A 15,560-nucleotide genomic window follows, 5' to 3' on the forward strand; every position below is an offset into this window, starting at 1 on the left:
AAAGCCTATGACCAGCCATCTTCTAATGTGAAAAGAAAGGTAATAAAGAGTGACCCACGTTCCAGCCCGCCTCAAAAAAACCGCCGACCTCTTTCCAGTTTTTGACTAACCTGATTTCGAAATAAACATTTCAACGACTGGGAAGCCAGGCCTTGCACTCCAAAAAACCATTGATTGTGACCTTGGTCATTGCCTTTTCTGTGTATTGTTCTCATGGTCACGCTCATGAAAACCATGCTCAGAAAAGCCATGCTCAGAAAAGCCATGCTCAGAAAAGCCATGCTCAGAAAAACAATGTGCCTTTGCTCTTCGCACTTGCTGTGGGCAAGGCGCTTATCAACACCCCGAGGCTCTTTATTGAGGTCCCATCCTCCGGAAATAACCAACCCACCCGGATAAGGCTGCTACCTGACGATAACTTGAAAATAGGCCTTCACTCCCTGAGCGTCGAAGTTAAGATTCACAGTCGGGCCACCTCTGATGAGGGTTCTGATAGTGAAGACAGACGTTCCTCTGATGAAACCAGCGACAACGATTCAAACGAAGATGAAGACGAAGCTAATGCTGAACCTGATGTTCAGTATGCAACCACAACATTTAATCCCTTTCGGGTATCCAATGAAACCAGTCAGTATTGTACGACTCTGGTACTGAAAAAGATTAAGGAGGAGCCCGTTGCAGACAGTGAAATAATCACTAACGGCACCTCTGATGAAAGCAACGACAATCGTTCAAACGAAGACGAATCTGATGCCCGGTATGTAACCACGACACTTAATCCCTTTCGAGTATCCAATGAAATCAGTCAGTATGGTGCGACTCTGGAACTGAAAAAGCACAAACAGAGCCACCCGCCTACCGACCAGAGACCCAGAGTGCACCAGTGTGACCATGAGGGCTGCGACTACAACACCGACAGGGCGAGGCATCTGAAAAGGCACAAACAGACCCACCTGCCTGCCGACCAGAGACCCAATCGGCACCACTGTGACCATCAGGGTTGCAACTACAGCACCGACCAGACGAGCGATCTGAAAAGGCACAAACAGACCCACCTGCCTGCCGACCAGAGATCCAAGCGGCACCAGTGTGACCATCAGGGTTGCAACTTCAGCACCGACCAGACGAGTGATCTGAAAAGGCACGAACAGACCCACTTGCCTGCCGACCAGAGAGTCAAGGTATACCAGTGTGATCATGAGGGCTGCGACTACAACACCGACAGGGCGAGGGATCTGAAAAAGCACAAACAGACCCACCTGCCTGCCGACCAGAGATCCAAGGTGCACCAGTGTGACCATCAGGGTTGCAACTACAGCACCGACCAGACGAGCGATCTGAAAAGGCACAAACAGACCCACCTGCCTGCCGACCAGAGATCCAAGCGGCACCAGTGTGACCGTCAGGGTTGCAACTTCAGCACCGACCAGACGAGTGATCTGAAAAGGCACGAACAGACCCACTTGCCTGCCGACCAAAGGCTCAAGAGAAAAGCGTCTGACCAGCGGCCATCTAACCAGAAAAGAAAGAAGGGTGACAAAGAATGATCTGCCTCCCAACCTACCTCAAAGAAACCTCCGACTTTAGAAAACCGCTATCGACTACTTGTAACTGCTCAAAAACCGTAGGCAGAGCTACCCATTTGTTGAGCTGATTTTTGACGTATCATGTCAGACAGCCGGGGAATTAACCCAATTCCTGATAGTCGATCTTTCAGATATCGAGAGAACGACACGCCATGTAGCTTGCATGTCTTTTTCAGGCTTGCGAACGTGTCCCGGCAACTCCGCCCGATTGAGCTTCGGGTACCTCCACTAACCTTTCGCCGCTTTGAGGGACGGCCGGCAAATGAGGGCAAATTGGTGGCGATGTGTTGTCAGAAACTGAGGATGGTTTGCCGTCTTCGCTGTTTTTACCGTCTTCCGGTTTTTTTATTCGGGCGAATTTTGGGTTGCCCCTTGAGTTTTTTCAGGTGCCTGACTTCCTCACGCAGGGAGGTGTTTTCGGTGGTCAGCTTGTTGACCTTGTTGAGCAGGTTGCCGACAAGGGTTTTGAGTTCGCTGACTTCAGTTTCAAGTGCTGAGGTTTTTGACGGAGCCATGGGGTGGGATTATGCCTGATCAGAATGATCAAAGTATTGATATCAGTGGGTTGACATGCCTACAAATTTTGAGCAGTTACTGCGAGTAAATAGCTGATTATATTCATCAACAAGATTATTATATTTTTCATTAAGTGGGTGGAAGCCAAACAACCTCACCCATTTCACAAAACCATCAACAGGCAAGCTGATAAGTCCTGGAACGCCCCTTACGCTCAAGTAGTTTTTCATTTTCAGCCCGGTCAAGCCAGTCTGAAATCTGTTTGGCATTCACGTCGGTCATCCGCTCCTTCAGATCCGAAAGTGAGACATCCGCTTTATTCCTGAGCAGCTCCTGCAGCTTCTCAGTAAACAAATGAAAAAACGGATCATTGCCAGACTCAGGTACTACTGTGTCAGCCCGAATATTTTCCACAATAGATGGCGCCGACTCCATGACAGAATCATTCTGAAGGTACTCTGGTACTGGCTCTGCAACAGAAAGCCTGGAGAAAAGATCGCTGTTATCAGGTACAGGTTCTTTTGATTCTGCTGAAACTGTAGCTTCAACTTGCCCGTTAATACCATCAGTCAACCAGTTTGCTGAACTACTCTGGGCATTAACTGGAGTCTCAAGCGGTTTCCCCCCCATCTGTAACAGAGCGATATTACCATCAACCTCCGAAGGTTTAACCAACAGGGAAACCCACTCTTTACCTAGATTTTCTTTAGCTCCTGACCAGGTGCCACCCTTATCTTTATCAGAGCGGACAACAAGAGAACAATCTGATAAACAATAAATATATTTATTTCTACCCATGGCATTACCGGTGCTGAAGCCTGCCTCAGGGTAATACGTAGAAATGAGAACCAGATTATTGCTTTGCAAATGTCGTCGCCATTTACCGGCTAAAGCAGCTTTGAGCAAACTGTCGGGAAGTATGCCTATGGCCGTACCTTCGGCATTCAGGGCAGAGAGCATAGCTGTTTCATCAACACCTCTGGCACCTCCGGAAACAATATTGATGCCTTCCTTTGCTGCCTGAGAACCAATAGTCTGGGTATATTCAGTATCTTCCTCGCCAATCCCTCTTGAACCAACAACAGCCAAACCACCTGTTTCCAGAATGCTTTTGTTGCCCACACCGAATATAACCGGCGGCGACGTTATCCCCAACCGCTTCTTGAGTCTGGACGGATACTCCCTGTCGCTACGTGTCAGCAGCCAGATACCAGCCTTTTGCCATTTGTCCAGAGCCAGGCTCATAGCCATGCCCCGACCCAGTAACTCTTTGACCCTTCCAGCCGTGACTGTTTTTTTCGGGTCTTTCCACTTACCGAAAATAGTGTCAAAATCACTGAACAGCGATGAGGGCATAAACTGATTCCCTCGCAGCCATTCGGCAAAACGGGCATATTCTGCCACCGTTAGTGGTTTTGCCTCGTCCTTGCGAGGCTTTGAAAAATAACAGGAAAGCAATAATACTGCCTGAGTGTTTTCTGTGTGCATATTCAGGCGCGCCTATGTACTTGAAGTTGTCGACATTACAGCAAATGGATACACTGTTCCCGAGCCTGCCCTGCGCAGCAAAGCGGCCAGCACAGCAAATGTCCATCTGGAGTCCACAGCGTCATCGACCAAAAGAACAGAGCCAGCGGGCAGGTCATCTGCAACAGCAAACGCTCCATCCAGGTTGTGACAACGGAATTCGGTGTTCTCCATAAATTTCTGAGGTCTGTTTGCTCTGGTTTTACTGATTACATCGTAACAGGGTATGCCCAGCTTTTGGGCTAAATTTTCAGCAAAATCAGCCACCAGTCGGGGATAATTCTGGGACGGTACAAAGGTAATCCATGCCGGAAAAGGCTCTGGCTGCCAGCGTTCCCTTATCAACCGAGCAGAAGCTGAAACCAGCTTGAGATCAAAAGCATGTTGATGCTTGCCTTCTTTGGCAATTTCACCCCAGCCAGCCTCACCCCATTTGCACAAGGCTCTGCCTGTTTCATAGGCTAATTCACCAAACTTAGGCGGGAACTGATACACAGGGAAACGAGCCCGTGCATTGGCAGCCCCATTACCCGTCTGTTTCCTTGGTGGAATTTCAATAAACACATTCTCAAGAAACTCAGCCGCCTTCTGACCTGTTTCAGGGCTGAATGTGGTTGGAAGATTTGCCTTACCCGAACAATTAATGCATTTGCCACAAGGCTGGGCATCATTATCATCCAGGGCACGAGCCAGAAACTGCATCAGGCAACCATCATGGTGCAGGTATTCCTCCATCTCAGCCAGTTCCCGCTCCTTTAGCTGACACAGACGGGCAATGGTTTCATGGGGGAGTTCATAATCAACAGAAGTCCGATAGAAAAAGCTCTTGTGTTTCACCACCGGAGCCGGAGTTTCTGCCATCAGAAACTTCAGAGCTGCTTCAACTTTGGATGGGGGGGCATTAATCATACGTTCGAGCCCGGCTTTCTTCAGACCATCATCCGCTTCACCGAGTGCTTGAAGGATATCATTCACAAGCTCCTCTTTAGGAAAAGCCTGATTGATAAAGTATGTCTGAATATCCTTATCCTCATCGCCCGAAAGCATCACATCCCAAGCCTGAGGGATTCCCCGACCAGCCCGACCAACCTGCTGGTAATAACTGACCACAGAGCCCGGACTCTGGTAGTGAATAACAAATGCAAGATCAGGTTTGTCATACCCCATGCCCAACGCCGAAGTGGCAACCAGCACTTTTAAACGATTCTCCAGCAATGCCCTTTCAAGCGCCAGCCGCTGATCTGTTGGCAAATCACCAAAGTAAGCCTCAGCCTCTATTCCCTGCTGCCTTAGCCAGTTTGCCACCTGCTCAGCATCACGCACCGTGGCGGTATAAACAATGCCCGTTCCGGGAATTTGTGGAATGGTATCCGCCAGCCAGGCAAGACGGTGAGAGCGTTTGGGAAAATGCAGGCATTGCAGATGCAGAGATTCCCGCACCAGCTGACCACGATAAACCTTGATATTATCTCCCAGCTGTTCAGCAATATCGTCCATCACCCGCTGGCTGGCCGTTGCAGTAGTCGCCAACACTGGAAGGTTAGGCGGCATCAAGGGAAGAATATGTTTGATGCGCTTGTAATCCGGTCGGAAGTCATGCCCCCAGTCAGAAATACAGTGGGCTTCATCAATAACAAACAGCCCAACATTTGCCGCAACCGGTCGCAATATATCTTCAACAAAACCCTCATTAGCCAGCCGTTCCGGAGAAATAATCACCGCATCCAGCTGATCGGTCAGTAACTGCCTCTCAGCTTGAGTATTTTCTTGCTGACTGTTTGAGGAATTGATGGTGCCAAGCTGGACGCCATATTTTGCCGCAGACTCAATCTGGTCTCGCATTAAAGCCAGCAGAGGCGAAATAATAATAGTCGGCCCTCTCCCCTCATTTCGAAGCAAACGGGTTGCGGTAAAATAAACGGTACTTTTACCCCAGCCGGTTTTCTGCACACACAGCAGGCGAGACCGGCGAACCACCAGTTCTTCAATCGATTCCCACTGATGCTCATGAAAGCTGGCATCCCCCTGTCCAAGACTGCTCCTTAATAGATTCAACCCTTCCCTATAGTACTGCCCAGTTGTTTTCATTTTGATAACTTGTATGTGTTAAACATTCCCTGAACTACGATTGGCTCCACACCCTTTATTCAGCAAAGCTATTCTCTTGCCAACCAGCTCCGCCCCAGAGTCCGAAAATAGATTAGTGGGTCATAACCAAGGGGTCAATTTTTTGCTTTTGAATTGCAAAGCCTTTTGATCTATCAAAGGTGTTTTATTTCAACTTTTGCATCTGCCTTTCACCACCCCGATTGATATTTGCCTAAAATCTATTGTCAAAGAAATGAACAGATACTCAGGTACATCAAAATGCTTCCAGCTCACTACCCGTTCAAGAACCACAACCATCCTGGTTTAGTTGCCGCTATGGTTGATTAAGTGGAGTATACAAATGCAGTATCGGTTGCTTCCAATAGTCCCTCTCCTTGTGTCATTTTTCAGTGAAGCAGGACAATGGTCTGGGCTGGCCCATGATATAACAGACTTATATCTTCCAGCTATACAGCCATTGGAACTTACTGAGGCACAATGGACTGATACTTTTTTTTATCAACCCGAAGCCCTCCCTCTGAGTAACACAAAAACATTTCTTCAAGTAAATGTTGCCACTGCCGGTTCCTCCTCTATTGAGATTTCTGAAGCCGATAAAGGTGTTTTCGTCACTGCATTTAAAACCGCAGAAAGAACGTCCAAAACAACATCTGCATTAGAGCAGGTCTATCTGAATCATCTGGATATTCTTAGACTGAACAAGATAAGGCTGCTGTTTGACTCTCAGGAAAACAGCCTGAGATTTTCTTTTCATGGAAAAACGTTCATTATTTCTGAATTCAGCGATTCTGAGATTTCCGAACCCCATCACTCATTCCTGGTTCCGGCTATATTATTAATGCCGGAAGTTCTGCAACTGGTTGTCAATCTGATTCAGCACCTGAATGAACATCCTGACGGCTTAGAAGGAAAAGAAGCTTTCTCCGGGGGAGTGCTGAAACAGGCTGAAGTAAACGAATATTTCATTTTTCCCGACATGACTCTTTTTCCCACTTATCCCAGCACCAGCTTATGCAAAGGCAGCAGTCACTGCGTTCCCCTGAGTCAATATGCCTGGCTGGTCTATTCAGGGCATGGTAAAGCAGCCATTATCAGCAATCCTTATTCTTCCGATGAGCCTATGGATGCAGATAATGGCAAACAGGGTGAGGGAGGTGAAGCGAAAAACTCTGCCTATGCACCTCTTCCAGCCGGGTACACTAACTTTCGGGCAGGTAATATCGGCAGTGGTGGAAGCATTGGGGCTGGCTCAGGCGGTGAAGACAATGATCCACCGGAAAGAACAACCGATTATTCCCGACCCCCTCCAGAAGACAGAAACGAGTTTGGAGAACTCGAGAAGCAGGATAACTTCATTGGCAAACCTGATGATTCAAGAGAAGCTTCGCCAGAAGCACCTGTTACTTCTGATCAGGCATCTTCTGAAACAGAAACAACCGTCACCACTCCTGACACGGACGCCGGGGCTGCAGGTGATATAAGCGGAGGCTTACGTCACTGGATGTTCCTGAAAGATTATGGCACGCTGGGCGGCATCAAAGGTGTTTCTCATGAGGATGTAAAGACGACGCCGCCAGATGATAAGTGAACTACTCCCCGCCCTTTATTGAGCAGCGTTACTATCGGGCTTGATGGGTAAAAGCCCGATTTAAAGACCATCAGACAAAATCATCAATTGATGGTCTTCTACCCCTCCGAGGCAATACTCCCTGATAGCAGGACTATCCAGACACTCCTGATCCAGTCCCGTTGCAAATCGACTGAGCCCTGTATCCTTCTGCCCTTCCTTGCCAACCGCTTTTACGTAGGGGTGACAGAAACCCGCCTCCACTTTTTCAATCATGGGCAGATAAAGGCGGCTCAAACGACATTGTGGGTATTGTTGCCTGATGGTCTGGAAAATTTTCAACCCCTCATGATCAAGGTCTCCCCAGAAAAACAGTTCTGGATGATCCAGCAGGGCCATAAGATTCTGCTTGGTACCGGCCCTGGAAATAGCTGCTACTGACTGCCTGTTTTCAATCACCTGGAGCCAGCCCAACCCGTACCCGAAAGTACTGATTAATGCCATTCTGAGGTGCAGTTCCAACGTAATACAGGCCTCAAAGCTCTGGGGATTCTCAACCAGCAACACCTGCTCCGGCTGCTCGGGACCTGCCGTTACCACATAACTGACAGGCTTTCTGAACCGCTCAGGATCAATGCCAAACTGCTGAAGGCTGCGCTTGCCCAGGGCATCAAGCAGCTTTGATGAGCCCAGAAGATACCGGGCAGAAGCCTCATAAGCCGTCATTTGATAAGCGGTCGGCAGATCGGATCTTAGCCTGTGCAAACCATCAACCAGTTTCTGCATGGCCTCCCGGGTCCAGCCAGACAGTGCCTGATGGCAGGCAGCCAATGCCAGACTATCCGGATAGCTGCCAAGAATATCTCGCCAGCACTGTTCAGTTTCAGACTCTGCCGACTTAACCAGGCAGGACAGCTTGCCAAAACCCACATCTCCCTGAGAAGAGACGATTTTATTTTCCTTTGCCAGAGCCTTCAGTATCTCTTTAATAACCAGAATGCTCTCTATACCCAGAGCCTTTTGGATCATTTTTGGCGCAGAGGGGGCATTGGTCGCAGTTGTTTTTTTTATAAACCACTCAAGCACCCGCTCCTTGTCGTCTTCAGAGTACATAGCAACTACTACTCCTCATGATCCACATGCAGATGAAACACACTGGCTTCGCCACTGCCTCGTCCCACAGAGTCGGGGCTAACCACAGCACCCTCCTTCACTGTGACATGCCCTCCCTGCCCCTGGAGACCACCAATCACATTACCCACCAGGTAGGTGGGGAAAATGCCCGGATCGTTTTCATAGTTAGGGTTGTGAATCAGCCCCATCATCTGGAATCGGCCACGGGTATTGCGTAAGGATTCCAGCGAGTCCTCAATCAACTTCTTGTGGGAAAGCTTACTAAAGAGACCGTCCAGGATAATGACCGACTCGCTGGATTTACGCTCTTGCCTGCGGTACTGACTGGGTACCGACTTCAGTTCTCGTTCAATGGCAAATTCAGACAGTTTTACCAGCCACATCAGGGAAACCGCCTCGCGCTGGCCTTCACTCATATCTTCATTCAGGCTGAAGAGGTTGCCATGGGGACGAATAGCGTCGTGTTTCAGACGGATACTGATATTGGTAAAAAGCTGACGATAAATCTGATTGCGCAGATTCTGACTCAGCTCTTTTCGCTGTTTTTCATCGCTGCCTACGGGAAGGTTCTGGGCTTTACGGGTGCGAATCTGACGCTGATTATCTTCAATTTCCGCCAGCAGGCTTCGGACCAGATGTCGAATACCCTCTTCAGTGACAATATCCGCCTGAATCACAAAGTAGGCATTATCTCCGACGGACTGTTTCGCCACTCGTTTCAGAATTTTAAGATTATCCACCGAGTGCATGATAATGCTGGAAAGCCGCTCGTGGAGCTTATCTTCATAGCCGCTCATCGACTCCTGAAGTTCTTCAAGAATTCGCTGGCTATGATCAATCTGCTCGTCCAGGGTACTGATCATGCTGGCAAGCTCTTTCAAGGCCGCTTCGTCGGCTTCGGCCAGCCCTGTCAGACGCGCCTGCTCTGTAGCGTTAAACAACTGTCGTTCACTGTTTTGAATGCGACTCAATACCTGGCAAAAGCCTGTCTCATACTCAGAATGCGCTTTTTCCTGTCGTTTAAGCTCGCTGCTCAGCTCTTTAATATTCTCAAGTTCGAGCTGCTCTCCCAAAGCCATGGACAAATGGCAAACCTGATCCCTGTCGATCACGTCCTTCCGACTGGCTGACTGATACTGTTCGGCTTTTTCAAACAGAGGCATCTCGTCCAGCTGATCAAGGTCGGGTTCTGGCAACTCTGCCAGCATGGCTTCACTAAAATGAGAAAGTTGTTTTAACCAACGCTCAGCCGTTTCGTCTACCTGATGTATCGCTTGCAGTTGCTGAGGCTGCTCATCCTGAATTCGGTCGATTTCAGCATTTTTCTGGTCTTGTTCGTCTCTGATTTGATTGATCTGACTTTTGGCTTCTGCAATCTGTTTTTTCAGTGCCGCAGTACCCCCTTCATCATTGCGGGCACTCAGATAAGCCCTGATACGGTCGAACTTCAGGCTGGCCCGGGCCTGAGCCTGCTCCTGCTGGCCTTCCAGTGACTTTTGTACAGTCTCGGCATTGGCCATAAATTCAGGGCCACCCTCCTGAAGATAATTTGCCAGCGAAATCAACAGATCCGCTTCTCCGGGCTGGTAAATTGCGTCGGCCTGAGCCTTGCATTGAGCGATCTGGCCCTGGTAACTGGTTATAGATTCCTGACACTGCTCCTGTTGCTCAGTCAGCTGTTGTTGTTTGATGGTTTGCAGCTCTATATCCGCCTGCAACCCGGCCAGCCGCTGTTTGCCTCCGCCACTGAGAAACTGTTCTGCCTGATCCAGCTTCCGACGGTTATCCCCGTTCAACTGGCTTTCCAGCTGACTTAGCTGCTTTTCAAGACGATCGAGTTTCGATTGCAGCTGATTCAGGGAAACACCCAGCTCATCAATACGACGACTGCCGCCCAGTTCGAGAAAACGCTCGGCAGAGTAAATCAGCTTACGGTTTTCCGGAGCCAGCTGTTCCAGCAATTGCTGTTGCCGGGAGCGGTTATGTTCAAGGGCTGCCTGCTGTTTGGGAAGCTCTCCTTCAGCCTGCTGCTCAATAGCTTCAGCCGCTGATTTTGCCAGCCGGACGCTATCAGAGTCGTGATGATAGAGCTCAAGCTCGCCTTTGATTCTGTCGAGCTTAACCTGCGAGTCTGCCAGTCTGTCCTGCAGCTGCTGTCTCAGCTCCTCAATAAACTGTGGATTCAACAGCGCACGAACCGCAAGGCTTTCATAACCAATCACAGCACCTAACAATGGTTGGTTATTAGTCACAGCGTTTTGCAGCGACTCCCGGGTGAAAACCGGTACTGGCTGGCGATGCTGTACCAACAGTTCTGCCGCCTGCATCGCTTGCTCCACAGAATCCAGAACAGGGGCAAACAGCAGATTGTGGGCTTGTGCCAACCATTGAGACTTACGGGGATCGTCGTCTGCAAGCAGTTCTGCAATAACTTGATGCAACGGCCAATGCTGAATATTCTGCTCTTTAAGAAGCTGAGAACATTTGACTTCTACAGCACCGGGACTGATTGGATCTGTTTTTAAATCATCCAACTGTCGTTCAATATCCCTGATGCGAGAAAGCAGATCGCTTTGTTCTGTCAATAAGCGGGGATAAGCGTCTGCTGCTTTCTCCAACCACTCAGACGGAGCTATTCCGGGAAAAAGCTGAATGAACTCTTGCTGGTCTGAAACCAGTATCTGCAGTTCGCCAAGCCGTTTTTCCTGCTGCTCAAGTTGTTGATCCAGGCCGTTTTTTTCCTGCCAAAGCTGACCTTCCAGACCTTCAGGCTGCTGATCAGGGTAGACTTCAAGAAATGCCTGGTATTGTGGCAGCAGGGTTGTTAACTCCTGCAACTGGTTTCCGGCTTCTGTCTGCTGCTGGCGATATTGACTTTGACTGTCTCTGTGCTGACGCTGTTGCTGCTCAAGCCGACTGACCAGTCCTGAAATATCCTCATCCGGGAAGCATTTCTGTGCATAATCAAAGCTGTTGCCCAGCTTCTCCATCTGCTGATAGTCCGACTCCAGTCCCGGCAGTTTCTGGCCAATGACCTGCAACTGATGATTGAGCTCCTTTTCCTGCCCCTGGTATCGGTCACAATGGCTCTGTAAATCTTCCAACTGGTGATTCAGTTCTTCCAATTGCAGATCTTTTTCCTGAATCAGCTCGGCCGGGATGGCCTCTTTGCCCGATTCTTTGCCATAGTCACGTTGAAACTTTTCCCAACGGTCGGCTAATCCTCTAAATCGCCCCTGGTTTTCCAGAAACCTTTGGTAGCTGTCTTTAACCGCTTTCAGATGAGTTTGAACACTGGCCTCTGTCTCGTCCGGGGTCTCCAGCTCCTGTTCTGTGAACAATCCCTCTTGCAGAGCATCGGTATAGACGGTTTCATTGTCCGTAAACTCTTTATCCCGGTTTACCAGAACTTCGTGATTTTTTTCCAGTCTGCGCTGCTTATCTTTAAGCTCCTGGCACTCGGTTTTCAGGGTTTTTAAATACGCCTGATCGGCCAGATAGCTCTCCCGAAACGGGTTCGTATCCAGATCAAGAAAACGGTCTACGGCTTCTTCTACCGTCTCAAGACTATTGATACGATCTGCGTCATCTTTGAATAGCTGCTGACTGTCTTTGAGAAACCGAATCACTTTTTCAGTTGGGTAAAGTCGCATGGATTTACCTGCCGCCCAACTGGCATTCGGACTGTAAACGACAGCGGTACGGTCATGACGGTAACCGGATAACTGCCTGCTCTCCAGGTACTCCTCCACCTTACGGGCACTGCTGCCAGTGATTTTTGCGAGGGCGGAGAGAGGCACCAGCGGTTCGGTCTCACCGGGCCGAATGGCCATTTCACCGGCCAGCAATGAGACCTGATCCTGCTCTTCCTGGCTGACAGGAATGCCAGGCAGTCCATTGCCGGTTATGGTCGCCAGACAGCTAGCCTGTGTTTCCAGTTGTTTGCGGGCACTGTCGCGCAGGAAGCGGGCTTCAGCCAACTTAACCCCGGATCGGTCAAGCTCTGCCAGCCGGTCCGCCTTACTGCGGTTTCTTTGCAGGTCAAGGGACTTCTCATGAATCTTGTGACGCAACTCCGACACATTACGTCCGGAATTGATCACCAGATCTTCAACAAACTCTTCTGACTCGTCCGTTTCACCCTGGCTGGCCCCCGCCAGAACCTGTGGTGCCAGCACTTCATAAAAGAAGGCCTGATCTGCCTTTTCACCGGGACGGGGTTTGATGGCATTAAATATCTGGCTTTTATCGGCTCCCCCTTCTTTTTGAAAGGACGCCAGCTGCTCCAGCTCCTTACGGCTGATATGCAGACTGATAGCATCCAGCCAGGATTCCCGGTCTTTAGGTCGTTCCGGTTTTAATTGTCGAAGGCTTTGCTGGAAGTGCTCATTACTGAACAGTTGCAGCTTGCTGTCTGCCGTGATTGAACTAACAGGGAGCTGCTCAAGTCGGCCCTGATAAAAGTAAAAACCGGCATCGGTATCGCTATGCCCGTACATACCGAACACCCACTGCTCAGTACCGCCCACGCTATCGCCTGCTATTGCCAGCATATCGGACTGTGCAACAGGACCGGACGAATAGCTGAACTCAACGCGAACATGCGTCCATGGCCGACCATCCCTGGAGGGTGACATCTTCCGACGGGTCTTGCGGATTAAGCTTCGATCTCGCGACAGCATACCGATCAGGGCGTCTGACAAGGTCGTCTTACCAAAGCCGTTTTCCATGTTCATGGCGGTGGACTGGCCACGTAAATTCAACATCAAGTGACGCATTTTCGCGTCCCAGGGATTGCTGATATCCCCGTGTTTGTTCAGCAGGCTGGCGATTTCAATACGATTAATGACGGACATCGACAGGCTCCTGCACGATCGGTTTTTCTTCTTCCAAATGACGCTCTGCAGGCAGGACAATCCGCTGCGCTGTATCTTCGGGAATAAGGTGTCTCAGGTGATTCAGGCCACTCTGCTCCACTTCCAGGGCTCCCAGCAGCGTTTGTTGATAGATATTCTTGCCCTTTTCGCTCAATAAACTGGCATCCACCAGACTGTCGATAAAGTTGCGAACCCGACGGGCAATATCTTCACCTTTTTCAGTCAGCAAAATGGCAATCTGCCGGGGCAGCTCCTGTTCCTGTTGCCCTGAGCGACGCAAGGTTTCCAGATGCGTTTTCAGGACATCAATCAGCTCCTCTTGACTGAAAACCGCATCCTGATAGAGGCTGACATCAGACAGGGCCCGATTATTACGCGTGTACAGCAGTCCCAGCATCAGCATCCAGATATGGATAAACCAGACGGCTGTCGTTTCCTGGGAATCATTTCGGATTTTCAGTTTCTGAATCAGCTGCTGCTGGCTAAACATAGCTGGCAGCTCAGCCTCCGGGCGTCGAAGCAGTAAATAAATCTGTCCACCCGGCGGAATTCCCGGATAGTCAGCACTGTCGTAGATGGCCAGTTGCAATCCCTGGCCGCTAAGAAAAGAGCGAAGTTGTTGCATCTGCTCTTCATCAGCCTCTTTCAGCAGGGAACAGGCATCTCGCTCAGAAATTAATCCGCTCTGGGAGGAACGGCGCCGACGCTCCTGTGGCTGACTTTCAGCAATTCTGTGGCGAAGCAAAAAAGCATAGACTTCGCCCATTTCCGTCATATTCATAAATGGACTTCCCTGGAACCGTTGGAATCTTGTGTCATAAGGACAGGATTATCGCCATGCAAACGACGACCGTCATGCAACTGAATATCAAGACCCTTGTAGTCAATCGCTACCGTCAGGTCAGACTGCAACTGTCCGGTATCCACAAACATATTGATCAGCTGAGGCAAAAAGTCTTCCTTCTGACCACCTTCATCGTGAGTATGCCAACCATTATCAATGGCTTCAGCCAACGACAGGGGGCCTTCCAGCAGCCGTTCCCGAATGGGCTGAGCAAAGAGATTGAGAAATCGTTGCAGCATGAGTGATTCAACACTTTCGTCTTCGGAGTCTTCATACACCAGGCTTTTGGGGCTGTTATCTGCTCGCTGGTTATCCAATAGGCTCCGGAAGTCACCCGGCGCTGGGAGGTTGACGGCGACACCAAACGGAGCCGTCTGGTTAAAGACAGTGGTCAACAAATCCATAGCGGGAGGGTTCCAGGCCAGGTTCAGTGCAGCCTTATGGAAATCAATAACGCCCATGCTCTGGATTCGGCCTTCAGCAATATCCCTGAGCAGATCGGTCAGGCGTCGATTAAGGTTCTCCAGGGCATTGAGAATCCGGCTGAAGGACTGGTTGATCATGGACAGATCCCACTCCAGCTCCTGCTGCGCTGCCCACTGATAGAAGCGATCCTGAATTTCCGGACGCAGAAACTGATTCTGGCAGTCCATAACCGTCGCTTGAATATTGCGTGCCGCTGTTTCGTAGTGCTTGCGATTGTTCCGAAAGGACTCGAGCTTGCCTTCCAGTGCCGGATTTTCCCGGATACGCCGAATCTCCTGGGTCAGACCACGAATAGCCAGCAGTATGGAATCACTGATATCAGGAATCCGGTCAAAGTCACTGCGGGCAATGGCGGAGACAATTTTGGCCGCGTCATGCTCGCTGTAGAGAATATCATCCACCTGCCTTGATAAAGTGACACTCTGCCTGCCCGTTTGAGACAGCCGGATATGTCCGATCTGGGACTGTTTTTCCAACAAAGCGGTGCCTTTGGTACTGGCTATAACCGCGCCTTCCTGCTCGCTGCGTTTGCGGAAATACAGCTCACTGGGTGTACTGAGAACATTGGCGACGTAAGCCAGACTCTCTGGCGTCAGCTCAGGAATCTGGGGCTGCAAATGGTTCAGGCAACGAACCTGGGGGATGTACTGGCCGTTGGTACGGTAATCTTCCTCAAGCAGGAACTCCAACAGCAGGCAGGCAATATCCAGCCAATAGCCATCACCGAGGCCCGGGCGAGTCTCTGCGGAGACATTGATATTTTCTGAATGTCTTTCATGATTACTGTCGTGCAAATCCACAAGGCGAAGAGTGGATGACAGTAGGTGAATCCATGGGGTCATGCACTCTCCGAGCTGGCTAAAAACCATGAATTATAACTGGAAGTAATGACGCAATAACAGATAGACAAGGGC

Annotated in this window: 9 protein-coding genes; 2 read left to right on the plus strand and 7 right to left on the minus strand. The window is 49.8% G+C overall.

What is annotated here, in order from left to right; translation table 11 throughout:
* The first annotated feature begins 152 nt into the window (after positions 1 to 152).
* Entirely contained in the window at positions 153 to 1,547 is a 1,395-nt protein-coding gene (locus K7B67_RS12145) for a hypothetical protein (RefSeq protein ID WP_252176143.1), read from the plus strand.
* 365 nt (positions 1,548 to 1,912) lie between these two features.
* On the opposite strand, the gene K7B67_RS12150 is transcribed toward K7B67_RS12145, so the two are convergent.
* From K7B67_RS12150 to K7B67_RS12160, 3 genes are all read right to left on the minus strand, one after another.
* Positions 1,913 to 2,101: a hypothetical protein gene (locus K7B67_RS12150; protein ID WP_252176144.1), complete on the minus strand. Its 189-nt coding sequence runs from the start codon at positions 2,099 to 2,101 to the stop codon at positions 1,913 to 1,915.
* Positions 2,102 to 2,276: 175 nt separating this feature from the next.
* Entirely contained in the window at positions 2,277 to 3,590 is a 1,314-nt protein-coding gene (locus tag K7B67_RS12155) for a DNA-processing protein DprA (RefSeq protein ID WP_252176145.1), read from the minus strand.
* A 12-nt stretch (positions 3,591 to 3,602) separates the two neighbouring features.
* Positions 3,603 to 5,717 carry a RecQ family ATP-dependent DNA helicase gene (locus tag K7B67_RS12160; protein WP_252176146.1) on the minus strand — a complete coding sequence of 705 codons (2,115 nt, stop codon included), beginning with the start codon at positions 5,715 to 5,717 and terminating at the stop codon, positions 3,603 to 3,605.
* Between the two features lie 478 nt (positions 5,718 to 6,195).
* Between K7B67_RS12160 and K7B67_RS12165 the strand changes: the two genes are divergently transcribed.
* Entirely contained in the window at positions 6,196 to 7,326 is a 1,131-nt protein-coding gene (locus K7B67_RS12165) for a hypothetical protein (RefSeq protein ID WP_252176147.1), read from the plus strand.
* A 60-nt stretch (positions 7,327 to 7,386) separates the two neighbouring features.
* Here K7B67_RS12165 and K7B67_RS12170 read toward each other — a convergent pair whose 3' ends face one another.
* From K7B67_RS12170 to K7B67_RS12185, 4 genes are read right to left on the minus strand one after another with little or no spacing between them, the layout of a single operon-like run.
* Entirely contained in the window at positions 7,387 to 8,418 is a 1,032-nt protein-coding gene (locus K7B67_RS12170; RefSeq protein WP_252176148.1) for a Wadjet anti-phage system protein JetD domain-containing protein, read from the minus strand.
* Between the two features lie 8 nt (positions 8,419 to 8,426).
* The gene (locus K7B67_RS12175) at positions 8,427 to 13,295 is read right to left on the minus strand and encodes a hypothetical protein (RefSeq protein ID WP_252176149.1); all 4,869 of its coding nucleotides are present in this window, start codon (positions 13,293 to 13,295) and stop codon (positions 8,427 to 8,429) included.
* A complete protein-coding gene (locus tag K7B67_RS12180) occupies positions 13,282 to 14,097 on the minus strand; it encodes a hypothetical protein (RefSeq protein ID WP_252176150.1) in 816 nt (271 codons plus the stop codon). The genes K7B67_RS12175 and K7B67_RS12180 overlap by 14 nt, the downstream gene beginning before the upstream one ends.
* On the minus strand, positions 14,094 to 15,488 hold the full coding sequence (locus tag K7B67_RS12185; protein ID WP_252176151.1) for a hypothetical protein: 1,395 nt from the start codon (positions 15,486 to 15,488) through the stop codon (positions 14,094 to 14,096). Before K7B67_RS12185 ends, K7B67_RS12180 begins: the two co-directional genes overlap by 4 nt.
* Between the last annotated feature and the right edge of the window lie 72 nt (positions 15,489 to 15,560).

The sequence above is a fragment of the Endozoicomonas sp. 4G genome (assembly GCF_023822025.1).
Taxonomy (GTDB): Bacteria; Pseudomonadota; Gammaproteobacteria; order Pseudomonadales; family Endozoicomonadaceae; genus Endozoicomonas_A.